Here is a 24361-nt window from a genome sequence, read left to right on the forward strand (position 1 = left end):
ACGCAGGTTCGGAAAACGGTGGGACGCTTTTCCGAAACCTGCCTTGGGCGCAACGGTGCCTCCGGGACCCAGCCGACCCGGCCACGTCATACTACGCCGTGCCGACGATTCCCAACCGTTCTTTTGGTCTAATCCGAACCTTGACGAAGGTGGCGCGGGTCGATCGAGAATGCCGCGTGCGAGCCGGCCGGACGTTTTTGACAATCGTCCGGCTGCCCGACGATGGGCATATGAATCGTGGCTTTGCTTGGAGGCCCGGCCCGTTACGGCACTTGCGTTCCCGGGTCCTTGGCCTCTCGGCCAGTGACGCTGTCGATCAGGACACGGAAGTAGATGTGCTCGTAATGGTCAGCGGAGCGGGGAACGGCCTGCCCGATCGGTTTCAGGCTGCCCGGCTCCCACCAGAATGGATGCTTGCTGAGCAGAGACCAGGCATGTTCCCGCTCCCGTACAAGTTCCGGGGAGACATCCAACTCCTGATAGCGGCCCTGAACTATGACGCTTTTCCATCCCGGGCCTTGGCCGCGCTCGTCGACTTGCAGGCAGATGTGAGGGTTGGAGCGCATGCAATCGATCTTGTGGCCCGGCATCGAGAATGAGTAGAGATGGTGGTCCGAGTAGACGAAATAGATCGGCACGAGGTAAGGCTGCCTGCCGTCCACGCAGGCGAGATGGGCAAGCCTTTCTGACGCGAGAATCTTGGAGCATTCGAGCGCTGACAAATCCCTGATCCACATCGTTTGCCTCCCTCGGTTTGGTACAGTTGCGCGCGGACTGGTCGTCCATCGGCATAGTGACGCGCCTGTCATATGCGTCGGGCAATTATCCGCCGTCGAAGGCCGACTGCCGATCCGCTCATCGCGGTTGCTGGACATCTTTTCATTTTGGCTATCCAAGGCAAGTACGCTTTGAGCCGGATCAAGTTCGGCATCAAGGAGATGTCATTTTTGCCTTGCCAACGAATGGCCCAATCACGCCACTCTCCACCCGCGTCGTCCGCGCGCGGGGCGAGCCGCCGAGATCAAGAAGCGGTGACGGCGGTCGCATTCCGCCACAGCTACGCCAGCGGCCACTTCACCGCAGCAACGTCATCACGGCGAGATAGATCAGGATCGACAGGGCGTCCTGGATGACGGTACCCACAGGACCGGAGCCGAAAGCGGGATCAATACCGAGGCGCGACAACAGCCAAGGCAGCAGCAGCCCCGTTGAACTCGCGATCGTGCCCGCGGCGGCCAGGGAAATGCCGGCTCCCAGAGCCAGGCTGGCATCGTTGTAGACCAGCCAGATACCGACCAGGGCCAAAGCACCCAGGATCGTGCCGATCAAAAGGCCGGTGGCCAGTTCGTTCAGGAGAAGGACCGGCAGGCTATTGCGTCGCGTTGCCAGTCCACGCACCGCGATCGCTTCCGTCTGGGTACCTATCGCGTCGGCGAGGTAGACGAGGGAAGGCAGAAACGTCGCCACCACGATATCCGCCTCGAGGAATTGTTCGAAGCGGGTCATCAGCAACGCGGTGATGCTGCTGAGCCCCAGGCCTACGACAAGCCATGGCAATCGCCGCGACACGCGGCTGAGCGGCGGATCCTCGAGGGCGTGCACGGCCGCGGAGCTTTCCTTCACAATGCCGGCCAGCCGGTGAAGGTCCTCGTGGTGCTCGCGCGTGAGAACCTGCAGCAGCTTCACCGCTGGCACGCCGCCGCGCAGCACGGCTTCTGCGCCGACGACCGGCAAGACGGCTGCGGCGGCGCGCGTTGCGATCTCTGCGGCCCGCTCCTGATCCTCGGCGGGCGGGACGGTCGGCCAGGCGGGCCGAATCAGCGCCGACAGCATGGTGTCCGGGGATGTGGCCGCGATGTCGCGCATCGCCGTGGCTCCGACATAACGGCCTTGGCCGTCGACTATCATTGCTGCGTCGTAGCAGTCGTGCGGCTCGCGCAGGGCGCGTTCCCTGAATGCGCCTGCCTTCTCGTCCGCGCGGCCGATCGGGACTGAAACGACCAGCCGATCGATTGTGTTCGGGCCGGAGAACCTGCTCGTGCCGACGGCTGCCGTGCCTGTGTGGTTATCAGCCATAGTGACCCGTCACGAGATGCTGGCAACGCTCGATCCTGGGCGCCAGGAGTATCTGGTTGGTGTCGCCCGAATCGACGATTTCTCCGAGGTCGAACCAGACGAAGGGCGTGAGATCCTGGCGGCTGGCTCTGATTGCGATCTTGTGATCCGTTGCGTGGTTTGACTGCAGGCCCAAGTGAATTCCACTATAGCGAAGGTTGGGAAGCATGGCTCGCCTCGTGCAATGCAACGGATGGATCAATGGCTTGTTTTGCGCCAGCGTGTCATTGTTCTGCGTCAAGGCTGCTCATGATTTACGCGGCCCAGGCTGATGCGTCCGACACTGTTACGCGCCATGCTCCGATTGCTTGCGTCTCTGCTGCGGCCAAGTAGCGCCTGCTTCCAGGGTTTTGGGCCACCCCCAACTGTTCCTGCAGGGAATAGTCCCGCTCTCACGGGAGTTCCTTGAGAGAGAGAAAACCGAGTGGGTTTCGTGACTGGGGACGACCGGCGTCGCGCTCGGCGAGAGCCGGGGCAGGAGCAACCGGACCGCGAGCCCAAAAGGGCTGCCGACGATTCGGATCAACACCGAAGTGGTCGGTGTCTTTACGTTCAGGGTTTGCGGATTTCCGGCTTGACGACGACGAGGCCGACGCCACAATCCGCGCGGTGATCTCGGTATAAGGGAATCTTCGCCGCCCCATGCGGCTCGAGAGTCCTGCTCCCGACGACAAGAGCCATTGCCTGGAGGAAGAAAGTTGCGTCGCCTAACGCTTCTCGTCGCGCTCGCCATGCCGTTGCCGGCGCTGGCCAACGATTCTACCGCCGAACTCGGAACCGGCGGCCTGATCCTGTCGCGCAGCGACGTCATCGCCATGGAGCGGGAGGACCTGTCGATCTCGCTCGACAATGTCACCGTCGACTATGTCTTCCGCAACAGTTCCGACAAGGACATCGAAACGATCGTGGCGTTTCCGATGCCTGACATCGAGGGCAATCCCTATCGCATGACGTCGATCCCCGACGACGAGAAGGACAATTTCCTCGATTTCGCGGTGACCGTCGACGGCAATGCGGTAGCGCCGGAACTGGAGCAGAAGGCCTTCGCGCTCGGCATCGACATCTCCGAGGAACTGCGGGCGCGCGGCGTCCCGCTCTATCCCTACGGGGAAGCCGTCCTGAAGGCGCTCGCAGCCCTGCCGCAGGAGGTCGCCGACAAATGGCAGGAGCGCGGCATGATCGTCATCGACGAGTATGACGACGGCTCGGGCTGGAAGCGCGTGCGCACGCCCTTCTGGCAGTTGAAGACGACCTATTGGTGGCGCGCGATGTTTCCCGCCAACGGCGAGGTCACGGTCCAGCACAGTTACCGGCCGAGCGTGGGCGCCACAACCGATCTCAGCTTCCTCGTCGACGGCAGGTTCGAGGGCGATAGCTATGCCGAGTACAAGCATAGATATTGCTTCGACAAGAGCTTCGAGAACGCCGTGCTGAAGGCGGCCAGGAGATCGTCGGACGGCTATGCGCACCTCATGGAGAACCGGATCGCCTACATACTGACGACGGGCGGCAACTGGGCGAACGGCACGATCGGCGCCTTCAAGCTGACGGTCGACAAGGGCGATCCGAAGAACCTGGTCAGCTTCTGCGGCCGCAACGTCAGGAAGACCGGACCGACCACCTTCGAGATGACGGCCGAAGATTTCTATCCCGAGCGTGATCTCGACATACTGATCCTCTCGCCCGTCGGCATGGGTGAAGGCGAAGCAGGCGGTGCCGGGCGAGAGGCGCAATCGCCGGCACCGGCGAAGCCGGGTGCATCGAAACCGGAGAGCGGCGGCTGATGAAAATCGTCATCCATGTGGCGATTGCCGAGAACCATGTCATCGGACGCGACAACGGGCTGCCGTGGCGCCTGTCGTCGGACATGAAGCGATTCAAGGAAATGACGATGGGAAAGCCGGTCGTCATGGGTCGCAAGACCTGGGAGAGCTTTCCGCGCCGGCCGTTGCCCGGGCGTCTGAACATCGTGCTCACGCGGGCTCCCGGCTTCCAGGCCGACGGGGCAGAGGTCGTGGCGGCGCTGGACGATGCGCTCGAGCTGGCGCGGGAGCGGGGCTGGAATATGCCCGGAGCAGATGAAATCTGCATCCTGGGAGGCGGCGAGGTCTATCGGCAGGCGCTGCCGCTGGCAGACCGGCTCTATGTGACACATGTGCTCGCGAGCGTCGGCGGCGATACCCGCTTCCCGGCCATCGACCCCGCCGAATGGGAACTCGTCCACAGCGAGGATCATCCGGCCGGCGAGAAGGACAGCCATGCGACACGCTATGCTGTTTACGATCGCCGGCGAACCATGCATTGAGGGCGGCAGGTTCATACAAATGAAGCCAAAACGGCACACGGGCAGGGCGGCTGCGTTGAAAGCGCTGCGGTCCATCCCTATAGAGTGCTAAGAATAAAGAAATGGGCGCGGCCGCAAGGCCCGCGCGGCATTTCGAGACCGAAAGGAATTTCATGCCCTGGAACAATCAGAGCGGCGGTGGCGGCGGTCCTTGGGGCGGCGGCGGCAATGGCGGCCCATGGGGGCAGGGACCCCGCGGCCCCGGCGGACCGCACGGATCGCCGCCCGACCTCGAGGATATCATCCGCCGCGGCCAGGACCGGCTGAAGCGGGCCTTGCCGGGCGGCGGGGGGATGAACCCCGCGGTAATCGGCCTGATCGGCCTGGCGCTTGTCGCATTCTGGCTTTTCCAGTCGATCTACACTGTCCAGCCCGATGAACTCGCCGTCGAGCTGCGCTTCGGCAAGCCCAAGCAGGAGTTGTCCGAACCGGGTCTTCACTTCCATTGGTGGCCGATCGAGACCGTCGAAAAGGCCAACACCGCCGAGAAACTCATCAATATCGGCGAGGCGCGCGGCAGCAGTTCGTCCGGACTGATGCTGTCCGGCGACCAGAACATCGTCGACGTGAAATTCTCCGTCGCTTACCAGGTCTCCGATCCGAAGGCCTATCTGTTCAATGTCGCCCAGCCCGACGACATGGTGCGCCAGGTTGCCGAAAGCGCGATGCGTGAGGCGGTCGGCCGCCGTCCGGCGCAGGACATCTTCCGCGACGACCGCCAGGGCATCGCAGATGCGGTGCTCGGCATCATCCAGCAGACGCTCGATACCTATGGCGCTGGACTGACCATCAACGCGATCTCGATCGAAGACGCGGCGCCGCCGCGCGAAGTGGCCGACGCCTTCGACGAAGTGCAGCGCGCAGAGCAGGACGAGGATCGCTTCGTCGAGGAATCCAACCAGTATTCCAACCAGCGGCTCGGTCAGGCTCGCGGCGAGGCGGCCCAGATCCGTGAAGAGGCCGCCGCCTACAAGAACCGCGTCGTCCAGGAAGCCGAAGGTGAGGCGCAGCGCTTCATCTCCGTCTACGACGAATATGCCAAGGCGCCCGACGTGACCCGCAAGCGGCTGTTCCTGGAGACTATGGAGCGCGTGCTGAAGGGGTCCAACAAGGTCATCGTCGACGAGAAGAACGGGCAGGGCGTCATACCCTATCTGCCGCTGCCCGAACTGCAGAAGCGCGCCGCGCCGGCTGAAGAGAACCAGTAATGTCCAACCGTCTCCCCGTCATCGGCGTCATCGCCGCCGTCATCCTCTTCCTCGTCTATTCGTCGATCTTCGTGGTCAACGAGCGCGAGCAGGCCATCGTGCTGCGGTTCGGCGAGATCGTCGACGTGAAGACCGAGCCCGGCATCTATTTCAAGGCGCCTTTCGGCTTCTTCGAGGCCGACAATGTGCAGATCATCGAGGATCGCGTCATGCGCTTCGACCTAGACGACATCCGCGTCCAGGTCTCGGGCGGCAAGTTCTACGAGGTCGATGCCTTCGTCGCCTTCCGCATCTCGGACCCGCGGCGCTTCCGGGCCGCGGTTTCGGGCCAGGTGCTGCTCGCGGAGCAGCGTCTGCGGACCCGACTCGACGCCGCCCTCCGGCGCGTCTACGGCCTGCGCGGCTTCGAGGCGGCGCTCTCGGAGGAGCGCGCCTCGATGATGCGCGAGGTGCGCGACCAGTTGAGGCCCGATGCGACCTCGCTCGGTCTCGAGATCGAAGACGTGCGCATCCGCCGGACCGATCTCACAGCAGAGGTTTCGCAGCAGACATTCGACCGCATGAAGGCCGAACGTCTCGCAGAGGCCGAAAGGCTGCGTGCCCGTGGCCGCGAGGCGGCGCAGCGCATCCGCGCCCGCGCCGACCGCGAAGTGGTGGAGACCGTCGCCGAAGCCCGCAGGGAATCGGAGATCCTGCGCGGCGAGGGCGAGGCGCAACGCAACGCGATCTTCGCCGACGCCTTCCAGCGGGATCCGGAGTTCTTCGAATTCTACCGGTCGATGAACGCCTATATCCAGTCGCTCGACCCGAACAGCACAACCATGGTGCTGTCGCCCAATTCGGAATTCTTCCGCTTCTTCGGCAACTCGGCGCCGGCCGCCCCGGCAGCGCCCGGCACGGCGCCTGCCGCTTCCGGCCAGGCCGCGGGCGCCAGCCAGTAAGGCGCCCTGTGGCCGACTTCCTGGCCGCCATAGGCCTGGTGCTCGTCGTCGAGGGCCTCGTCTATGGAGGCTTTCCGGGCCTCGCCCGGAGGCTCGCGACGGAAGTGCTGGCGACACCGGAACATGTGCTTCGGATCGGCGGCCTGGTGGCGATCGCGGCGGGCGTCGGGATCGTCTGGCTCGTTCGCGGGTAACGAAGGTTTTTTCCTTCCGCGATAGCAAAGGCCGCAAACAAGCCCTATTTTCAAAGGACAAGGCGCCGGTGGCCCGGTTGCGGGGCCGGGACTTTCCAGCAGAGCCGGGAGACAGCTGATGAGACCAAGCACCCTTTTGCCTGCCCTGCGCAAGACGATGCTCGCGGCGGCTGCCGTGCTCTTCGTCGGCGCCACCGCGGCGCCAAACTTCGTGGGCGTGGCCGAGGCGAAGGGACCCGATTCGGTTGCCGACCTGGCTGCCGGGCTGCTCGAAGCGGTGGTCAACATCTCGACGTCGCAGACCGTCAAGGGCTCCGAAGGCGAGGGCGCCGTCCCGGCGCCGCAACTTCCGCCCGGCTCGCCGTTCCAGGAATTCTTCGACGATTTCTTCAACAAGGACCGCGAGGGCCAGGGCCGGGGTCCGAACTCGCAGAAGGTGCAGTCGCTGGGCTCGGGCTTCGTCGTGGATGCCGAGCAAGGAATCGTCGTCACCAACAACCATGTCATCGCCGACGCGGACGAGATCGAGGTCAACTTCTCCGACGGTTCGAAGCTCAAGGCCGAGCTCGTCGGCAAGGACACCAAGACGGATATCGCGGTGCTCAAGGTCGATCCGAAGCTCAAGAAGCTGACGGCGGTCAAGTTCGGCGATTCCGACAGGATGCGGATCGGCGACTGGGTGATGGCGGTCGGAAACCCGTTCGGGCTGGGCGGCACCGTGACCGTCGGCATCGTGTCTGCCCGCAACCGCGACATCCAGTCCGGACCCTATGACGATTTCATCCAGACCGACGCCGCCATCAACCGCGGCAATTCGGGCGGTCCGCTGTTCAACATGGACGGCGAGGTTATCGGCATCAACACGGCCATCATCTCGCCTTCGGGGGGCTCGATCGGCATCGGCTTCTCGATCCCCTCGAAGCTCGCGATCGGCGTCGTCGACCAGTTGCGGCAGTTCGGCGAGACCCGTCGCGGCTGGCTCGGCGTGCGTATCCAGCCGGTGACGGACGAGATCGCCGAGAGCCTCGGCATGCAGTCGCCAAAGGGCGCGCTCGTCGCGGGCGTCATCAAGGGCGGACCGGTCGACAACGGCGTGATCCAGCCGGGCGACGTGATCGTCACCTTCGACGGCAAGGACGTTCGGGAGATGCGCGACCTGCCGCGCGTCGTGGCCGACAGCCCGGTCGGCAAGGCGGTCGACGTCGTCATCATCCGCAAGGGCGTGGAGCAGACGGTCAAGGTCACGCTTGGACGGCTCGAAGACGGCGAGAAGCTCGCCGGCGCGGAAGGGGAACAGCCCCAGCAGGACACGCCGGAGGCGGTCTCGGCCGCGTCGGTGCTCGGCATGACGATCGCCGAGCTCGACGACGATACGCGCGCCAATTTCGACATCGGCGCGGATGTCTCCGGCGTCGTGATCACCGAAGTCGCCAAGGATTCGCCGGCGGCCGAACGCGGAATATCGGCGGGCGAAGTGATCACCGAGATCGCCCAGGAATCGGTTTCCTCGCCGCAGGAAGTGCTGGACCGTATCAAGGCGCTGAAGGATCAGGGGCGCAAGAACGCGCTTCTGATGCTGGCGTCCAAGACCGGCGAGTTGCGCTTCGTCACGATCCGCATGGACTGAGCGCCGTCGAACTTGCGACGACGCGTCGTTTGAACATCCCATAGGATGTGCGTCTTTTGCTGTGCTGTCATTGGTTGCACGCCGGCGTTTGCGGCCGTTGGTGACCACGGCGCTATTCCCTGAGTATGAGGATGTGATCAGGCGTCCCAACCACCGCTTGGCTCACGGGCTGTCGGATGGCGAGTTGGAGCGCCTGATGTCGGGCTTCGCGGCGTTGGCAGAGCCTGTCGATGTCCACTATCTCTGGCGTCCGCAATTGACGGATCCCAAGGACGAGATGGTGCTCGAACCAGCGATCAATGGCCGTGCCTACGCATTAGTGACGCACAATCGTTGGGATTTCTTGACTGCGGCAGAACGCTTCGATGTGCGAGTTGTGACGCCGGCGGTCCTTCTGGAAAGGTTTTGACCATGAGCAAGGCAACATATCCGCTCAAGCTTCCACTTTCGGTGAAGGAAGCGGCTGCGAGGCTCGCGAAGGCCGATAACGTTTCGCTGAATCAGTGGATCGCGTCGGCGGGCGCCCAGAAGGTCGGAGCAGTCGAGACCGCGGCAGACTTTCTGCGAAAGCGGGCGGGTTCGGGGTCAGGCGATGATTTCTCCGCCGTCCTCGAAAGAGTGCCGTCCTCGAAGCCCGAGGAGGGGGACGAATTGCCGTTTGCGGGAGAGCACTGATCCACCGCATCTGAGGCTATCCGGCCGCCCTGTTCTAGCCTCCCAATCGGAGCGGGCAAGCCGATAAAGCACGTGCCGCTTGAGATGCGGATGGGTGTCGGGGACGCGGGGATGATCGAAGTCGCCCGCCGCGTCACGGCGCATGCCGATACGTTCCATGACGGCGGTCGAGCGGCCGTTGCCCGCCACGGCAAAGGACACGATCTCGTCGAAGCCGAAGATCTCGAAGCCGTGCGCGAGATGCGTCTCTGCCGCTTCGGTGACGTAGCCTTTTCCCCAAAACTCCGGCGCGAGGCGCCAGCCGATCTCGATCGTGTCTTTCGGCAGGAACGGCTCCAGATACTCGGCGGGGTGGAGACCGACGAAGCCGATGCACTCCCCCGTCATGTCGATCTCGACGGCGGCGAAGCCGAAACCACGTCGGGCAATGCCGTCGCGCAAACCATCGAACAAGGCGTCCGACTGCGCCCGGTCGCGGCGGAACGGGAAGAATTCCATCACGCGCTCGTCGGAGTTGATCCGATGGAAGAGCGGGCGGTCGCGCTCCTCCCAGTTGCGCAGGATGAGCCGTTTGGTGCGGAGCGGCGTCAAGTCGCGAACTCGCCGCGACGGTACCCCTGCATGTAGAGCAGGGCGGTGAGATCGCCGTGATCGATGCGGATGCGAGCTTCCGCCGCGACCGCGGGTTTCGCATGCAGCGCGACGCCCGTGCCGGCCATGCCGATCATGTCGAGATCATTAGCGCCGTCGCCGACGGCGATGGCGTCGGCCGGCGTCAGGCCGAGCCTGCCGGAGATCTCCTGCAACGCCTGGGCCTTCGCTGCCCGGCCGAGGATCGGCTCCGCGACGGTGCCGCTCAGCTTTCCGTCGGCTTCGATCAGCCGGTTGGCCCGGTTCTCGTCGAAGCCGAGCATGGCGCCGATGCGCGAGGTGAAGACGTCGAAGCCTCCCGAGACCAGCGCAGTCCAGCCGCCGGCTGCGCGCATGGTGGCAACCAGAGCGCGCCCGCCCGACGCAAGCGTGATGCGTTTGGCGATGATCGTATCGACGACCGTCGCGTCAAGCCCTTTCAGCAATGCGACACGTTCGCGCAATGCCGGCTCGAATGCGATTTCGCCATTCATCGAGCGGGCTGTGATCGCCGCCACATGGTCCTTGATGCCGATTTCGTCGGCCAGTTCGTCGATGCATTCCTGGTCGATCATGGTAGAGTCCATGTCGGCGATCAGGATCTTCTTGCGGCGCGTGGCGATATCCTGCACGACGATGTCGACCGGCTCGCCGGCCAGGCTGTCGCGCAGGCGACGCTCGACATCCGTCGCCACTGCGTCGTGCGGGAGCGCCAGATCACAGGCGACAGCCTCGTCCAGCCAGTCGATTGCGCTTGCGCCGGCGGCAGCGGTGGCCCTATTCGCAAGGGCGAGGGACAGGGAACGGCGTTCCGGGCGGGCGATCAAGGTGGCGACGAGAGGCATGGAACGATCCGCGGCGGAAGAGGCCGAAGGCCTTGTTGAAAACGCGATCCTGATAGCCGGGCCCACCGCGAGCGGCAAGTCCGCCATGGCGCTCGACTTCGCCGAGCGCGAAGGCGGCATCGTCGTCAACGCCGATTCCATGCAGGGCTATTCCATCCTGAACGTCCTGACGGCGCGACCGGGTGCGGCCGAGCTGGCCCGTGCGCGGCATGAGCTCTACGGCCATATTCATCCGAGCCGCGCCTATTCGACCGGGGCCTGGCTGCGCGACGTGATGAGGCTCAATGAGGACGGCGTGCTGGCAGGACGGGTTCCGGTCTTCGTCGGCGGCACCGGCCTCTATTTCCGGGCCCTTGTCGAAGGCCTGTCGGAGATGCCCGACATTCCGAAGAACATTCGTGACCGATGGCGCTGGGAGCTGAATGAGAGGGGGGCGGAGCGGCTTCATCGCATCCTGCGCCAGGAGGACCCCGGGGCGGCCGCGGTCATCCGGCCGAGCGACGGGCAGCGGCTGGTGCGCGCGCTCGAAGTGCTGCAAGTCTCGGGCCGTTCGATCCTCACCTGGCAGGCCGAACGCGGCAAGCCGCTGATCGACCGGGCGAGCGCTCGATTCTTCCTGATCGAGCCCGAGCGCGCCTTCCTCGTCGCGCGCATCGAGCAGCGTTTCGACAGGATGATCGATGCGGGTGCCCTGGCCGAAGTCGCCGAGCTTTCGGCCCTGAAACTCGATCCGGCCCTGCCGGCGACCAAGGCCATCGGTTTCCGCGAACTCGAGGCGGCGCTCGACGGCAGGATCGGCATGGCCGAAGCGATCGAACGCGCCAAGATCGCCACGAGGCAATATGCCAAGCGCCAGGCGACGTGGTTCCGCCATCAGCTCGGGCCGGAGTGGCAGCGTATCGCCCTTAGGTGATCGAGCCGGCCGCAATCGGTGATGGCGGTTCGGCGAAGAAACGCCTCGTGATCGCTCAAGTTAACTTCACGTAAGCCCGATGGTGCGATAACGACCCCCGTTTCCGGGGTCGGCAAATGCGCTTGCACAAAGCGGAATCAGCGTTCTTCGTCTTCATCGTCGTGATCCTCGCGGCGGGCGTCGTGACGTTCCAGGCCTATGGCGTGCTGGAGACCACGGCGGTCACCGTGTCCGATACGCGGGCCGCCACGGGGATAGCCCAGTTGGAGAAGCTGCTTTTCGCAACCGGCGTGCTGCTCGCCACGGCCTTGTTCTTCGGCATCTTCTTCATCTACCCGCTGATCCGCACACAGGTGAAGGAAGAGGGCAAGCTGCGGGAAATGACGATGACGCTCAGCCAGCGCTCGGAAACGCTGCAGCATGCAGCCCTGACCGACAGCCTGACGGGCATGCACAACCGCCGCTATTTCGACGATGCGCTGCGCGAATACATCGCGGAGTTCCGTCGTATCGACCGGCCTGTCGGGCTGATGGTTCTCGATCTCGACCATTTCAAGCAGGTGAACGATACGCATGGCCATGATGTGGGCGACGAGGTGCTGCGCGCCGTGGCAGGCTGCCTGAAGGACCTGACGCGTTATCACGACGTCGTCGCCAGGGTCGGCGGCGAGGAGTTCGCGGTCGTGGCGCCCAACATGGACACCGATCAGCTCGCCAAGCTTGCCGAGCGCATCAGGAAGGCGATCGCCGGCATGGCGGTTCTGTCCGGCAATGTACGGCTGAGGATCACGACCAGCATGGGCCTTGCGGTGTGGGACGGCGAGGAGACGGCCGAGGGTTTCTATCGCCGCGCCGACAAGCTGCTCTATGAGGCCAAGCGCCTCGGCCGCAACCGGATCTGCGCATAGTCCGTGGTGAGGGGACGGTCGCCGGACGTTCCTTCCCGTTCCGGGCGGGACGCTGCCGCTCCCTGTCAAGCCGAAGGCATCGGTCGGGACACCCTGTGGCGTGAATGACCGCATCGATCGTGGCCATCACCCGATTCAGCTTCTTTGCGGACGCATGCCGAAAGTTCCCGGCCTGAGGCCGTAGCCAAGATCGAGTGGGTCATCCTCGCGCGCTGCGGCCGTCGGCCGGTCGTCGGCCTGGCCCGGCTGGCGCGGCTCGGGCGCAGGTTCCCCCGCCTGGCGCAGCGGGCTGACGGGTTCGCCCGATATCGACAAGGGTTGGGAGGCCCTCGACACATTGCGAAGCCGGTCGACGATCCCGGCGAGATCGATCTCCCCGTCCTCGGCGGGTTCCTCTTCGTCATGTTTGCCGGCCGAGCCGGGAATGAAGGCGGGGTCGAGCTTCTCGAATTTCAGCCGCATCGTCGTGGCCACCCCTTCGCCGAAGGCGATCGCCTCGCGCTGGCCCATCGAGGACAGGAACGACAGGGTGGATGCGGACGAGTCGGCGATCGCCGAGCGGATGATCGCCTGGTCCTGCTCGTTGGCGAGACGCATGGCGAAGACCGTCGAACATTGCGACAGCACCGTCGGGTCGAGTTCCCCCGGGCGCTGGGTGACGACGCCCAGGTAGCAGCCATATTTGCGGCCTTCCTTGGCGATGCGCGACAAGGCGTGGCGGGTGGGTGCGAAGCCCATTCGCGGGTCGGCCGGCATGTAGCGGTGCGCCTCCTCGCACAGCACGAGCAGGCGCAGCCGGCCCTCGCTCCACAAAGCGAGGTCGAAGGCGAGGCGGGCGAGCACCGAGCAGACGGAATTGACCACCTCGGAGGGTAGCCCCGCCATCTCGAAGCACGTCACCGGGCGGCCATGATGCGGCACCCGGAAGATCTTGCCGACAGTCTCGTGGATCGTGTCCTCGATCAGGCGCGAGTTGAACATGAAGCGATAGCGCGGATCGCTGATAGCGGCCTCGAGGCGGGTCTTCAGGGAACGATAGGTCGGCCGGTCGTTCTTGGTCTCAAGCAGTCCCATGCGCTCGTCGATCAGTCGCAGCAGGTCGGCCATCCTGTAGGGCACGGGCGTGTCCGCGGTGAGCGCGTCGACACCCCGCTTGATATAGATGCCGGAACCGGGGTTCCTGTAGTGGTTCTTCGCGATCGGGATCAGGTCGCGCAGCAGGTCCACTTCCTCGGCCGCGGCCTCGCGTCCGCGAAACAGAACCTCCGTCAGTTCCTCGAGGCGGAACAGCCAGAAGGGCAGATCGAGCGAGGCAGCGTCGATGCGCACCGCATGGTCGGCGAGGGAGGGGGCGAATTCGTTGTGCGGGTCGAGAATGAGGACGCGCAATTCGGGCCGCGCGACGAGTGCCTTGCGCAGCAGCAGCGAAACGGCGGTCGACTTGCCGACGCCGGTCGTGCCGACCACCGCGAAGTGCCTGTTCAGCGTATCGTCGATGGCGATGCAGGCATCGATCTTGTCGTCCTGCGACAGGGACCCGATTCTGATCGCCTGGCGGCCGGTGAGGTCGTAGATCGCCTGGAGATCCCGGGAACGGATGCGGTGAGAGATCGCGCCGATATGGGGATAGACGGTGATGCCGCGGTCGAAGACGGGCGTGCTCGCCGGCGGGGTGTCGCGTACCTCGCCGATCAGTTCGACGCTCACTTCGATCGCGTTCTGCCGATCCACGTTCCAGACCTTCTCGGCCTTGGCGATCGAATAGACGAGGCCGACGGTTCGTGCCGAGCCGAGACTGATGGAGATCAGCCGGCCGACGGTCCACAATCCGGTGACGGCGCCGTCGCTGCCGTCGGCGAAAGCCGCGATCGTGGCGCGTGCGCCGTCGCATTGGACCACGCGCCCCAGGACCCGGCTGTCCGGTTGGGCTTCGTCGCGGCGTTCCTGCGGCGTCGTTTCGCCCGCCGCATTCCGGTCGACATACATCAATCGCCATCCCCGCCCTTCCCAAGGCAGCGACATTAGGACGCCGGCGTTAAGGGCCGGTGTGGGGAGATGGTCACGTGCCGGTTAAGGCCATTTGTCGATTTCTATCGATCCGCCCTTGGCAGGCGCATGGCATCTTCTATGATGTTCGAATGTCCAATATAGAAGACGATCTTTCGGAAGGCATCGCCCGCCGCATCAGGCTGGAGCGCACGGCGCGCGGCTGGTCTCTTGCCGAACTCGGCGAGAAATCGGGCGTGTCGAAGGCGATGCTGAGCGCGATCGAGCGCGGCGCGGCAAGCCCGACGGCCACGCTGCTCGTGCGGATCGCCTCGGCTTTCGGCATGACATTGTCGGCTTTGATCGCCCGGGCCGAACAGGGGGCGGGCGGGCTCGCCCGCATGAGCGGGCAACCGCTCTGGGTCGACCCCGAGACCGGCTATGTTCGCCGTCATCTTTCGCCGCCGACCGACATGCCGCTCGAACTCGTCAAGGCGGAACTGCCTGCCGGCGCCAAAGTGGGCTTTCCGGCCGCATCCTATGCCTTCATTCGGCAGCAAGTCTGGCTGATCGAGGGCAGGCTGGATTTCACGGAAGGCGATGTGGTCCATGCCATGGAGGCGGGCGACTGCCTTGCGCTCGGTGCGCCCTCGGATTGCGTGTTCCATGCGCCGGGGCCCGAGCGTGCCGTCTATCTGGTCGCCCTGGTTCGGAGCCCCGGAGCGTGAGGGGACGACCGAAACGCGGCCACAATGGCGGCCCCCCGCTCGACGATTATGCCGGGCCGCCCTGGGGCAAGGGCGATGCTTACAAATTCCTGGTCTGGCGCAAGGCGCATAATAACGCCTGGAAGGCGCCGAGCCGGGAGGTGGCGCTGATGCGGCTGTCGAAGGCGGAACAACTTGGCCTGACCTACGAAGAATACACGCTTGAGATCCTCGAACGGGGCAGGCATCTGCAGGCCGAGGACGGCGACCGGGCCGCACAGATCCGGGCCAGGCGACGGCGCAGCAAAGATACGTCCGGTTAGATGGTCCCGGGTGCTTCGTAGCCGATATTGTTCCTCATGCAGAATGCCGTGGTCTCGTTCGGGCCGTTCGCCCAGCAGGAGAGGGCGATCCGGGAGAGCACGTTGGTCCCGATTTCCTCTTTCGTCTCCTTTTCGAGCTTGATGCGGTTGATCTTTTTCCGGTCGTCGACATAGAGCGTAATTCGGATAGCGTGGTCGACATGTTCGGTCGCGGCCCTTGCGACGGCTCTGTCCCTGGCGAGGTCGGCGTCCAGCGCGCCCGATGTCAAATCCGCGCCGGCGATGCGCCGGTCGCGCTCGTGTCCGATGGCCTCGGTAATCTGCGCTCTTGTTGTGACGAGTATGCTCGTCCGTCCGCTGGGCAGGTCGTCGCGTTCCCAGCGATTGACCTTGAGTTTGTCGAGACAGACGAGCGCGGTTGGCTTGTCGAGCTCGTCCGCATCGCATTCCCCGCCCAGGCCTTCGACCGCGGCGGTCCCTGAGATTTCCACACTGTCGGCGAGTTGGGCGGCGTAGATCGGGTTGGCGGCGAAGCCGGAACGCAGGGCGGTCGCGAAATAATTGAGCGTATCGTCGCTCGGCTTATCTGCCCGCGAAGGCCGCTCTTCCACCTCGAAGACGGTGTGCCCCTTTATCAGGGCCCAGTCCTCCCGCCCGAAGCAATCCGGGGCGTCTTCCACGAGGGCAGCCCGGCGGTTGCCGCGATCGAGCAACTCGTAGAGCAGGCGCAGGCTGTCGACGTTGTTGAGACCGAAACGCGAATAGCTCGAGGCTTTCAGGTCGGAGCAAGCCGAGCGAAGATCGTCCCCGGGCTCGTCCTGCAACTGCACCGTGGCGACCGCCTTGAGGCCGACTTCCTCCGAGGTCAGGCCCGAAAGGATGGTCCGGTCCCGGGAGTCGATCGACGGCAGCGGAAAGCCGATCAGGTTCTGCCCTGGACTGAAATTCGTGGTCGCTTTCGACAGGCTGTCATTCGGCAGCATGGCCGGGGTGCCGCGCAACGATCGTTTCAGCTTCAGCCTGACCACGAGACGCCTGATCTTTTGCGCGGGATTGCCCGGCGAACTCATGAGGATCGTCCGCTCCACGGCACCCGCCGAGGTTTCGGACGCCATTTCGAATTCGACCTCGTCCTTGTCGAAGGCCGAATACATGCTGGTCAGCAGTTCGTCGACGATTGCCGCCCCGGCATCGATCGCGCCCTTCGAGGCCGCAGACAGGAGAGGGGATGCACCAGCGGCGCCGAGCAACGGGGTCAGGCGCGTCAGCACGCCGCCGACGTCGGTCTTCACCTTCGAGCCGCCGCGCAGCACGATCTTGAAACCCAGGGCATCCTGGTCGTAGCGGACATAGGGCGTGGCGAAGTCGTAGCGTGCATCCAGCGACCCCGTTCGAGCCTTCCCGTCGAGCTTGTAGCTGTAGACCGGCACCTCCGTGGTGAAGGTCCCGCCGAGCTTGGGCTTGATCGTGAGCATGACCTCGTCGGTATCGGCTGCCGTGAACACGTTGCTGACAGCTTGCAGGAACCCCTTCGAGTTCGCCGAGGATTGCGGATTGTCCAGAAGCTCGAAGCTGAACTGCAGTGCCGCGTAGTAGTCGCCTGTCTCAGGGATTTCGGCATTGGGCCAGGATTTGCAGCTTTCCTCGCTCAGGCTGATGCCGCGCGGTGCGTTTTCTATGCCGCAGGAGGAAAATGCCGGACCTAGTCCAGCAAGACAAAGTAACGGGATCGCAATCTTGAAAGGTGTAAGCGACGGGATTTTCATGTCCCCCTCTCATTGCCGATTTGTCCCGATTGTTACTATCTGTGAACATGGGAGAATTGACAAGGTATTGACTACCTGCGGGGGGCAGACCGAGGAGAGGCCTCCGGCCAGCAAGAAGGGCGGCCGGGCCGCCCCCCTTTCAATGCCCGGTTGTGACGGGCATCTGCTGAAAACGACGGTGGTCTCCCCACCCGCCGGCAGGCTTTCGTCAGCCCTGGTGGTGAACTTCCTGCAGGGCGTAGACCGGTGTCGGAATGCCCTCCTGGCGCGCCTTCAACTGCAGGGACAGGAACTGCGAATAGTGACGCGACTGGTGCAGGTTGCCGCCGTGGAACCACAGCGCCTCCTGCCGGGTCGGCTTCCACATATTGCGCTGTTCACCTTCCCATGGTCCGGGATCCTTGGTCGTGGCCGAACCGAGGCCCCAGCATTTGCCGACCTTGTCGGCCACCTCCTTGGAGATCAGCTCCGCTGCCCAGCCGTTCATCGAGCCGTAGCCGGTGGCGTAGACGATGAGATCGGCCGGCAGTTCCGTGCCGTCGTTCAGCAGGACCGAATGCTCCTTGATCTCTTCGACGTCGGAGCCACTTTTCAGCTTGATCTGCCCGTCGATGACGAGCTGCGAGGCGCCGACATCGATATAGTAGCCGGAGCCGCGCCGCAGATATTTCATGAACAGGCCCGACCCGTCGTCGCCCCAGTCCAGCATGAAGCCGGCCTTTTCCAATCCGTCATAGAAGGCCGCGTCGCGCTCCTTCATCTGCTGGTAGAGCGGAATCTGGAATTCGTGCAGGATGCGGTAGGGGATCGAGGCGAAGATCAGATCGGCCTTCGCGGTGGTCATGCCGCTGCGCACGGCCTGCTCTGAATAGAGCGCGCCGAGCCCGATCTCCATCAGCGTATCGGAGCGCACGATATGCGTCGTGGAGCGCTGAACCATGGTGACGTCGGCGCCGGCCTCCCAGAGTGCCGCGCAGATGTCGTGGGCGGAGTTGTTGGAACCGATGACGACAGCCTTCTTGCCGGCATAGGCATCAGGCCCCGGGTGGCGGGAAGAGTGGTCCTGATCGCCCTTGAAGGTCTCCATTCCCTTGATCTTCGGCATGTTCGGCCGCCCGGACATGCCGGTGGCGAGCACGAGCTGCCTGGGCTTCAGCACGATGTCCTTGCCGTCGCGCCGCACGACGACCGTCCATTCCTTCTTCTCGTCGTCATAGGTTGCGCTCCTGGCCTCGGTCGACGTCCAGTAGTTCAGCTCCATGACCTTGGCGTACATTTCCAGCCAGTCGCCGATCTTGTCCTTCGGCGAAAACACCGGCCAGTTCTTGGGGAAATCGATGTAAGGCAGATGGTCGTACCAGACGGGGTCATGCAGGCAGAGCGACTTGTAGCGCTTGCGCCAGCTGTCGCCCGCCCGCTCGTTCTTCTCGACGATTATTGTGGGAACGCCGAGCTGCCTGAGCCGCGCACCGAGCGCGATGCCGCCCTGGCCGCCGCCGACAATGACGCAATAGGGTTGCCGCGCGAAACCTAGCTCGGCGGCCTCCTGCTCTCGCTCCTCCTTCCAGGTCTTGCGGTTCTTACCCGACCCGTGCTTGGCGCCCATCGGCCGGTCGAAGCCCGCTTTCTCTTCATGGCCCTTCAACTCCGCCATGGTGGTGAGCAGCGTCCAGATGCGGCCGTCCTTGAGGCGGATATGGCCGAAGCCGCGCGCGACGTCGGTCTCGAAGCTGATCCAGCCTTCGATGATGCCGTTGCTTTCGGTCGCCTCCTCGCCTTCGGCTATGGCCCAGCCGCCGGGCCTGGTCGCGGCGAGCTGCGATTTCAGCATGTCGCGAATCTGGTCGCGGCCTTCCATGGTCTTGATGTTCCAGGTGAAGGCCACAAGGTCGCGCCAGTAGCAGTCTTCCTGGAACAGTCCGACCGCCGTCTCGATGTCATTGGCGGCGAGCGCATCGCCGAATGTCGCGAGCACGTCCGACAGTTTCTCGCTGGGTGCCTTTTCGAGCATCGAATTTCCTCCACTGGTCTGTTCGTTGATCGTTGCGGCCACGGCCGGGTCCGCTTGGGCTTTTGCATCCCGCCGGCAAGAATATCGGCAGAGATCGCGCTCCACGTCATTCCCGACGATAGTTTGCAGCTTTTTCAGAAGGTTATCGGAGGTATAGGGTGATCGCATATGCAGGAGGCGGGTCGATTGCCGTCGCATCCGTGGTGGGAGGCAATCTGCCGATACCACTGTTTTCGGAAGGTACGTTCTCCTAAGATGGTGCCCTACCGCTTCGAGTAGGTTATTGAAATGCACATCTCACGCCTGCGAATACGCAACATCCGCTCCATTACCGATTTCGAAATCAAGCTCGGCCAAGGCGAGCGAACTGGATGGCATGTGATCCTCGGAGACAACGGCTCCGGAAAGTCCAGCGTCATAAGGTCGATCGCCTTGTCCGCAATCGGCCCCCTCGATGCGCCAGCCTTGCGTCAGAATTGGTCGAACTGGCTTCAGCACGGACAGTCGCGAGGAGGTATTGAAGCTGATTTCCAGGCGGATGGCATCGACATTCGGCTCACTGGCATAAAGGCGTCGAAACCAGCAATCGGAGCCTCGATCAAAGCTTCAGTAGCAATCGAGGCGGGTGACGAGAATGTGCCACCATTTGAATCGGAGACTGGCACGCGCCCGGCGAGTCCGCCGATCTTTTCGAAAGCCAGTACCATCAACAGAACGGTCTGGGCCAATGCAAGCGGGTGGTTCGCCGCATCATTTGGGCCATTCCGGCGATTTTCCGGTGGCGACTCAGCCTTGGAGAGGGTGTTTTCGTCCAACCCGAAGGCTGCTGCCCATCTGTCGGCATTCGGCGAAGATGTCGCTCTGACGGAAGCCCTCCGATGGCTGCAGCAGCTTCACGTCCGTTCGCTCGAGAGCCCGGCTGGGTTTGAAGGAAAGCTGAAAAACGCGGTCATCAGCTTTGCGAACTCCACGGATTTTCTACCGCATGGTGCTAGAATCCAAGAGATCACCTCCGAGCGGGTGCTCCTCCGTGACGGAGACGGCAATGCAATCGGTGTCGATCAGATGAGTGACGGCTACCGTTCGATCCTTAGCCTGACATTCGAACTGCTACGTCAAATGACGCTCCAGTATGGCGCCCAAACTGTTCTCGATCACATCGACGAGGCCGCCGGAAAGATCGACCTGCCGGGCGTCGTCGCAGTTGACGAGATTGACGCACATCTCCATCCGGCATGGCAGAAACGAATAGGCCAATGGTTTGTTGAACGATTCCCCCAACTCCAGTTTTTCGTGACTACTCATAGCCCAATCATCTGCCAAGCGGCCGCCAAGGGCTCGGTATGGCGCCTGCCGACACCTGGAACCGCCGAAGTTGCCGGCCGCATTACCGGCGACGATCTCAACAAGCTGATCTACGGATCGATCCTGGACGCGTTTGGTACGCAGTATTTTGGCGTGGGCGTCACCCGATCCGCCACCTCCAAGGAAATGCTGGTCGAACTTGCACGCCTGAATCGTAAAAGCCTCAATCAGGATCTCGAGCGGGAAGAGCGGTCCAAGCTCGAGAAGCTTCGCGCAATGCTGCCTTCCACCTCTGCGAAGGTCGCGGACGAGGCATAGCCGCCGATGTTGCTCCTCCCGACGACCATGCCGGATGCCGCGGCCAGCGCAAGGTTGAGAACATGGCAGGCGGAGATCGACGCGAAGCCGACCTATTCTGAAAGAGTGGACGCAGCAAAGGCCAAATTCAAGCAACGGAACACGAGGACCAACGCAACTTTTCAGAAAGTGAAAGCGGCTCTGACAGCGATGTGCTCTGGAGCGAGACGTTGTGTCTATTGCGAAGACTCGGTTGCGGACGAGGTTGAGCATATAGCGCCCAAGGATCTCTATCCCGAGTTCGTTTTCGTGTGGGACAACTATGTCTATGCCTGCGGACCATGCAACGGGCCGAAGAACAACAGATATGCGGTGTTCGGCTCGAACGGCTCACTCATTGAGGTCACCCGCAGGTCGGGTGGACCGGTTGTACCGCCGATCTCAGGAAGACCCGGTCTCATCAATCCGCGAATCGACAATCCCGCACTTCTGTTCGATCTGGATTTGATCGATACGTTCGTCCTGCTTCCGAAGGAGAACCTCGACGCGACAAATCGAGCCCGCGCGGATTTTACGCTCGATCTCCTTGATCTCAACCGCGACGTGCTCCTGGAAGCGCGACGAACGGCTTACGGTTCATATAGAGCGCGGCTTTTCGAATATCGTCACAAGCGCGACGGCGGAGCTGGCGCAGTGGAACTCGATACTTTGATCAAGGGGCTCAAAGCTATGCCGCATCCGACTGTTTTTGCCGAGATGCAGCGTAGCCATCTGGACGTACCGGAGTTGACGGTGCTGTTTGGAACAATCCCCGAGGCGCTTCAATGGTGATTCTTCCGTTGACACCGCACGGGGGACCCGCGTAGTCTCCGCGCCCATGAAAACGGTACTCATTCTCGTAGGAAGGCGCATGGGCAAGGCGGTGTAGCCGCCGGGCGACAGCCGACCATGCGCAGAAAGCAGGCTCCCTCGGGGGCCTTTTTTTATTACCCAAACATCATCACTGACGAGCAGCAAGTCGCGGATAGCGAAGGAAAGACGGGACCGGAAAGATGATCAACGCAACGAGCGAGCGGCGCGAGATGACGGGCGCCGAAATGGTGGTGCAGGCGCTGAAGGACAACGGCGTCGAGCACATCTTCGGCTATCCGGGCGGAGCCGTCCTTCCGATCTATGACGAGCTCTTCCAGCAGGAGGACGTGCAGCACATCCTCGTCCGCCACGAGCAGGGCGCCGGACACGCCGCCGAGGGATATGCCCGCTCGACCGGCAAGGCTGGCGTCATGCTGGTGACTTCGGGCCCCGGCGCCACCAACGCTGTCACGCCGTTGCAGGACGCGCTGATGGATTCGATCCCGCTGGTCTGCATCACAGGCCAGGTGCCGACCACGCTGATCGGCTCCGACGCGTTCCAGGAATGCGACACTGTGGGCATCACCCGCCCTTGCACGAAGCACAACTGGCTGGTGAGGGACGTCAACGAGCTGGCCGCCGTCCTGCACGAGGCCTTCCATGTCGCGACGACGGGCCGGCCCGGCCCGGTCGTGGTCGACATCCCGAAGGACGTCCAGTTCGCCAAGGGCATCTATGTGTCGCCGCAGACGGCGCCTCGCACCAGCTACCAGCCGAAGGTCCAGGGCGACCTGGACAAGATCAAGGCCGCGGTCGCGCTGATGGCCGAAGCGAGGCAGCCGATCATCTATTCGGGCGGCGGCGTCGTCAATTCGGGGCCCGAGGCCAGCCATCTGCTGCGTGAACTGGTCGAACTGACCGGCTTCCCCATCACCTCCACCCTGATGGGCCTCGGCGCCTATCCGGCTTCGGGCAAGAACTGGCTCGGCATGCTGGGGATGCACGGCACCTATGAAGCCAACATGGCCATGCACGACTGCGACGTCATGATCTGCATCGGCGCGCGCTTCGACGACCGCATCACGGGCCGGCTCAACGCCTTCTCGCCGGACTCGAAGAAGATCCACATCGACATCGATCCGTCCTCGCTCAACAAGAATGTGCGCGTCGACATACCGATCCTGGGCGATGTCGGCCATGTGCTCGAGGATCTGGTCCGGCTGTGGCGTGCCTCCGGACGCGCCGACAAGAAAGCGCTTCATCCCTGGTGGGAGCAGATCGCCAGGTGGCGGGCCCGCGACTCGCTGGCCTACAAGCCCAATGACGACGTGATCATGCCCCAGTATGCCATCCAGCGCCTCTACGCGCTGACCAAGGACATGGACACCTATATCACGACCGAGGTCGGCCAGCACCAGATGTGGGCTGCCCAGCACTACGGCTTCGAGAAGCCGAACCGCTGGATGACCTCGGGCGGGCTCGGCACGATGGGCTATGGCCTGCCGGCTGCACTCGGGGTGCAGATCGCGCATCCGGATGCGCTCGTCGTCGACATCGCCGGCGACGCGTCGGTGCTGATGACCATGCAGGAGATGAGCTCGGCGGTGCAGTACGAGGCGCCGATAAAGATCTTCATCCTCAACAACCAGTATATGGGCATGGTCAGGCAGTGGCAGCAACTCCTGCACGGCAACCGCCTGTCGCATTCCTATACCGAGGCCCTGCCTGATTTCGTGAAGCTGGCGGAGGCCTATGGCGGTCACGGCATTCGCTGCGAGAAGCCTGATGAACTCGACGATGCGATCCGCGAGATGATCTCGGTGAAGAAACCCGTCATCTTCGATTGCCGCGTGGCCAATCTCGCCAACTGCTTCCCGATGATCCCGTCGGGCAAGGCGCATAACGAGATGCTCCTTCCCGACGAGGCGACCGACGAAGCGGTCGCTAACGCCATCGACGCCAAGGGCAGGGAACTGGTGTGAGGACGCGTTGAAGCAAAGCGCGGTGAGTGTTACATCTTACCGCGTCTTACTTCTTGGAGAAAAGAGTATGAGCGCCCGGGCGCGAATGTCGAGTAAAGGCCAGATCGTGGTGCCGAAATCGATACGGCTCGCCCATGGCTGGTCCGAAGGAACGGAGTTGGAGTTCGTGGAATCAGGCAAGGGCGTGACGCTGAAGGCCGTGGAAGCGTTGGATCCGCGCTTCCCGCCGATGACCATGGAAGAGTTCCTGAAACTGCGTATCAGGATCGACCGACCTTTTCCGACGGACGGCGAGATAGAGGAGACGCTCGTGACGGAAGCGGCAAGGCGGTTTGATGCCACTCGCCGTTGACACGAATGTTCTCGCGCGGGCACTGGTCGACGACGGATCCGAGCAGGCAGCGGAATCCCGACGATGCATGATCGCCAACGAGATCTATGTTCCGGACTCGGTGCTTCTCGAGACGGAGTGGGTTCTGCGAAGTCGCCTGAAGCTCTCCCGGGAGGCAATCAACGCGCTGTTCGCGGGGCTGCTTTCCGTGCCGTCTACCACGTTCGAGAACAAGCGCAGGATGGCGGATGTGGTCGTCGCGCATAAAGAGGGCCTGGATTTCGCCGATGCATTGCATCTTCATTCGGCCAAAGGCTGTGATGCCATGCTTACCTATGACGAAGAATTCATTCGGCGTTCCCGGAAGATCGCCGGCGCAACCCCCGTCAGGAAACCGTAGC

Annotated in this window: 23 protein-coding genes and 1 pseudogene; 16 read left to right on the plus strand and 8 right to left on the minus strand. The window is 63.3% G+C overall.

Annotated features, from left to right (window positions below; translation table 11 throughout):
- Nucleotides 1–263 precede the first annotated feature (263 nt).
- From JN302_RS19845 to JN302_RS19855, 3 genes are all read right to left on the minus strand, one after another.
- Nucleotides 264–737 carry a pyridoxamine 5'-phosphate oxidase family protein gene (locus tag JN302_RS19845; RefSeq protein WP_202314391.1) on the minus strand — a complete coding sequence of 158 codons (474 nt, stop codon included), beginning with the start codon at nucleotides 735–737 and terminating at the stop codon, nucleotides 264–266.
- Nucleotides 738–1074: 337 nt separating this feature from the next.
- Nucleotides 1075–1866, minus strand: a complete 792-nt coding sequence (locus JN302_RS19850) for a magnesium transporter (RefSeq protein WP_202314392.1) — start codon at nucleotides 1864–1866, stop codon at nucleotides 1075–1077.
- 202 nt (nucleotides 1867–2068) lie between these two features.
- Nucleotides 2069–2284, minus strand: a complete 216-nt coding sequence (locus JN302_RS19855) for a hypothetical protein (protein WP_202314393.1) — start codon at nucleotides 2282–2284, stop codon at nucleotides 2069–2071.
- A 529-nt stretch (nucleotides 2285–2813) separates the two neighbouring features.
- Here JN302_RS19855 and JN302_RS19860 point away from each other — a divergent pair.
- The 7 genes from JN302_RS19860 (at nucleotide 2814) to JN302_RS19890 (ending at nucleotide 8838) form a co-directional block, all read left to right on the plus strand.
- A complete protein-coding gene (locus JN302_RS19860) occupies nucleotides 2814–3899 on the plus strand; it encodes a DUF4424 domain-containing protein (RefSeq protein ID WP_446720667.1) in 1086 nt (361 codons plus the stop codon).
- Nucleotides 3899–4420 (plus strand): dihydrofolate reductase, encoded by a 522-nt coding sequence (locus JN302_RS19865; protein ID WP_202328693.1) that lies wholly within the window; start codon nucleotides 3899–3901, stop codon nucleotides 4418–4420. The genes JN302_RS19860 and JN302_RS19865 overlap by 1 nt, the downstream gene beginning before the upstream one ends.
- A gap of 152 nt (nucleotides 4421–4572) precedes the next feature.
- Complete coding sequence (gene hflK / locus JN302_RS19870) at nucleotides 4573–5667, plus strand: FtsH protease activity modulator HflK (RefSeq protein WP_202334360.1); 1095 nt, start codon at nucleotides 4573–4575, stop codon at nucleotides 5665–5667.
- Nucleotides 5667–6608: a protease modulator HflC gene (gene hflC / locus JN302_RS19875; protein ID WP_202314395.1), complete on the plus strand. Its 942-nt coding sequence runs from the start codon at nucleotides 5667–5669 to the stop codon at nucleotides 6606–6608. Before hflK ends, hflC begins: the two co-directional genes overlap by 1 nt.
- Nucleotides 6609–6616: 8 nt before the next feature.
- Nucleotides 6617–6802, plus strand: a complete 186-nt coding sequence (locus tag JN302_RS19880) for a DUF2065 domain-containing protein (protein ID WP_202314396.1) — start codon at nucleotides 6617–6619, stop codon at nucleotides 6800–6802.
- Between the two features lie 118 nt (nucleotides 6803–6920).
- Nucleotides 6921–8429, plus strand: a complete 1509-nt coding sequence (locus JN302_RS19885; protein ID WP_202314397.1) for a DegQ family serine endoprotease — start codon at nucleotides 6921–6923, stop codon at nucleotides 8427–8429.
- Nucleotides 8430–8490: 61 nt separating this feature from the next.
- Entirely contained in the window at nucleotides 8491–8838 is a 348-nt protein-coding gene (locus JN302_RS19890) for a PIN domain-containing protein (protein ID WP_244845783.1), read from the plus strand.
- A gap of 299 nt (nucleotides 8839–9137) precedes the next feature.
- Here the strand turns inward: JN302_RS19890 and JN302_RS19895 are convergent.
- Nucleotides 9138–9695 (minus strand): annotated as a pseudogene (locus tag JN302_RS19895) (GNAT family N-acetyltransferase); the annotation flags it as partial.
- Nucleotides 9692–10579, minus strand: a complete 888-nt coding sequence (serB, locus tag JN302_RS19900; RefSeq protein ID WP_202328697.1) for a phosphoserine phosphatase SerB — start codon at nucleotides 10577–10579, stop codon at nucleotides 9692–9694. The pseudogene JN302_RS19895 and the gene serB, both read right to left, overlap by 4 nt.
- On the opposite strand from serB, the gene miaA reads away from it, so the two are divergent.
- Complete coding sequence (gene miaA / locus JN302_RS19905) at nucleotides 10578–11492, plus strand: tRNA (adenosine(37)-N6)-dimethylallyltransferase MiaA (RefSeq protein ID WP_202328699.1); 915 nt, start codon at nucleotides 10578–10580, stop codon at nucleotides 11490–11492. The two genes, serB and miaA, sit on opposite strands and share 2 nt — an antisense overlap.
- A 116-nt stretch (nucleotides 11493–11608) precedes the next feature.
- Complete coding sequence (locus JN302_RS19910) at nucleotides 11609–12400, plus strand: GGDEF domain-containing protein (protein ID WP_202328700.1); 792 nt, start codon at nucleotides 11609–11611, stop codon at nucleotides 12398–12400.
- Nucleotides 12401–12535: 135 nt separating this feature from the next.
- Here JN302_RS19910 and JN302_RS19915 read toward each other — a convergent pair whose 3' ends face one another.
- A complete protein-coding gene (locus JN302_RS19915) occupies nucleotides 12536–14386 on the minus strand; it encodes an ATP-binding protein (protein ID WP_202328701.1) in 1851 nt (616 codons plus the stop codon).
- 152 nt (nucleotides 14387–14538) lie between these two features.
- Between JN302_RS19915 and JN302_RS19920 the strand changes: the two genes are divergently transcribed.
- Nucleotides 14539–15114, plus strand: a complete 576-nt coding sequence (locus JN302_RS19920) for a helix-turn-helix domain-containing protein (protein ID WP_202328702.1) — start codon at nucleotides 14539–14541, stop codon at nucleotides 15112–15114.
- Nucleotides 15111–15416, plus strand: a complete 306-nt coding sequence (locus JN302_RS19925; RefSeq protein ID WP_202328703.1) for a hypothetical protein — start codon at nucleotides 15111–15113, stop codon at nucleotides 15414–15416. The genes JN302_RS19920 and JN302_RS19925 overlap by 4 nt, the downstream gene beginning before the upstream one ends.
- On the opposite strand, the gene JN302_RS19930 is transcribed toward JN302_RS19925, so the two are convergent.
- Both JN302_RS19930 and JN302_RS19935 read right to left on the minus strand, forming a co-directional pair.
- On the minus strand, nucleotides 15413–17182 hold the full coding sequence (locus JN302_RS19930) for a hypothetical protein (protein WP_202328704.1): 1770 nt from the start codon (nucleotides 17180–17182) through the stop codon (nucleotides 15413–15415). The two genes, JN302_RS19925 and JN302_RS19930, sit on opposite strands and share 4 nt — an antisense overlap.
- A 208-nt stretch (nucleotides 17183–17390) precedes the next feature.
- A complete protein-coding gene (locus JN302_RS19935) occupies nucleotides 17391–19193 on the minus strand; it encodes an NAD(P)/FAD-dependent oxidoreductase (RefSeq protein ID WP_202328705.1) in 1803 nt (600 codons plus the stop codon).
- Between the two features lie 288 nt (nucleotides 19194–19481).
- On the opposite strand from JN302_RS19935, the gene JN302_RS19940 reads away from it, so the two are divergent.
- From JN302_RS19940 to JN302_RS19960, 5 genes are all read left to right on the plus strand, one after another.
- Nucleotides 19482–20816, plus strand: coding sequence for an AAA family ATPase (locus JN302_RS19940; protein WP_202304355.1), 1335 nt, complete (start codon nucleotides 19482–19484; stop codon nucleotides 20814–20816).
- Nucleotides 20817–20822: 6 nt separating this feature from the next.
- Nucleotides 20823–21626, plus strand: coding sequence for a hypothetical protein (locus JN302_RS19945; protein WP_202304356.1), 804 nt, complete (start codon nucleotides 20823–20825; stop codon nucleotides 21624–21626).
- A gap of 221 nt (nucleotides 21627–21847) precedes the next feature.
- Nucleotides 21848–23629: an acetolactate synthase 3 large subunit gene (locus tag JN302_RS19950; RefSeq protein WP_202304357.1), complete on the plus strand. Its 1782-nt coding sequence runs from the start codon at nucleotides 21848–21850 to the stop codon at nucleotides 23627–23629.
- 7 nt (nucleotides 23630–23636) lie between these two features.
- Nucleotides 23637–23981, plus strand: a complete 345-nt coding sequence (locus tag JN302_RS19955; RefSeq protein ID WP_202304358.1) for an AbrB/MazE/SpoVT family DNA-binding domain-containing protein — start codon at nucleotides 23637–23639, stop codon at nucleotides 23979–23981.
- Nucleotides 23965–24360, plus strand: coding sequence for a type II toxin-antitoxin system VapC family toxin (locus JN302_RS19960; protein WP_202328706.1), 396 nt, complete (start codon nucleotides 23965–23967; stop codon nucleotides 24358–24360). The genes JN302_RS19955 and JN302_RS19960 overlap by 17 nt, the downstream gene beginning before the upstream one ends.
- Nucleotide 24361: the final 1 nt, after the last annotated feature.

Origin of the sequence: Mesorhizobium sp. L-8-3 (assembly GCF_016756615.1) — a bacterium.
In the GTDB taxonomy this organism is placed as follows: domain Bacteria; phylum Pseudomonadota; class Alphaproteobacteria; order Rhizobiales; family Rhizobiaceae.

What these genes read in the sequence shown, in the direction of transcription:
- JN302_RS19845 (WP_202314391.1), bottom strand. Translation starts at nt 737, where the DNA reads ATGTGGATCAGGGATTTGTCAGCGCTCGAATGCTCCAAGATTCTCGCG.
- JN302_RS19850 (WP_202314392.1), bottom strand. Translation starts at nt 1,866, where the DNA reads ATGCGCGACATCGCGGCCACATCCCCGGACACCATGCTGTCGGCGCTG.
- JN302_RS19855 (WP_202314393.1), bottom strand. Translation starts at nt 2,284, where the DNA reads ATGCTTCCCAACCTTCGCTATAGTGGAATTCACTTGGGCCTGCAGTCA.
- JN302_RS19865 (WP_202328693.1), top strand. Translation starts at nt 3,899, where the DNA reads ATGAAAATCGTCATCCATGTGGCGATTGCCGAGAACCATGTCATCGGA.
- hflK (WP_202334360.1), top strand. Translation starts at nt 4,573, where the DNA reads ATGCCCTGGAACAATCAGAGCGGCGGTGGCGGCGGTCCTTGGGGCGGC.
- hflC (WP_202314395.1), top strand. Translation starts at nt 5,667, where the DNA reads ATGTCCAACCGTCTCCCCGTCATCGGCGTCATCGCCGCCGTCATCCTC.
- JN302_RS19885 (WP_202314397.1), top strand. Translation starts at nt 6,921, where the DNA reads ATGAGACCAAGCACCCTTTTGCCTGCCCTGCGCAAGACGATGCTCGCG.
- miaA (WP_202328699.1), top strand. Translation starts at nt 10,578, where the DNA reads ATGGAACGATCCGCGGCGGAAGAGGCCGAAGGCCTTGTTGAAAACGCG.
- serB (WP_202328697.1), bottom strand. Translation starts at nt 10,579, where the DNA reads ATGCCTCTCGTCGCCACCTTGATCGCCCGCCCGGAACGCCGTTCCCTG.
- JN302_RS19910 (WP_202328700.1), top strand. Translation starts at nt 11,609, where the DNA reads ATGCGCTTGCACAAAGCGGAATCAGCGTTCTTCGTCTTCATCGTCGTG.
- JN302_RS19915 (WP_202328701.1), bottom strand. Translation starts at nt 14,386, where the DNA reads ATGTATGTCGACCGGAATGCGGCGGGCGAAACGACGCCGCAGGAACGC.
- JN302_RS19920 (WP_202328702.1), top strand. Translation starts at nt 14,539, where the DNA reads ATGTCCAATATAGAAGACGATCTTTCGGAAGGCATCGCCCGCCGCATC.
- JN302_RS19930 (WP_202328704.1), bottom strand. Translation starts at nt 17,182, where the DNA reads ATGAAAATCCCGTCGCTTACACCTTTCAAGATTGCGATCCCGTTACTT.
- JN302_RS19935 (WP_202328705.1), bottom strand. Translation starts at nt 19,193, where the DNA reads ATGCTCGAAAAGGCACCCAGCGAGAAACTGTCGGACGTGCTCGCGACA.
- JN302_RS19940 (WP_202304355.1), top strand. Translation starts at nt 19,482, where the DNA reads ATGCACATCTCACGCCTGCGAATACGCAACATCCGCTCCATTACCGAT.
- JN302_RS19945 (WP_202304356.1), top strand. Translation starts at nt 20,823, where the DNA reads ATGTTGCTCCTCCCGACGACCATGCCGGATGCCGCGGCCAGCGCAAGG.
- JN302_RS19950 (WP_202304357.1), top strand. Translation starts at nt 21,848, where the DNA reads ATGATCAACGCAACGAGCGAGCGGCGCGAGATGACGGGCGCCGAAATG.
- JN302_RS19960 (WP_202328706.1), top strand. Translation starts at nt 23,965, where the DNA reads ATGCCACTCGCCGTTGACACGAATGTTCTCGCGCGGGCACTGGTCGAC.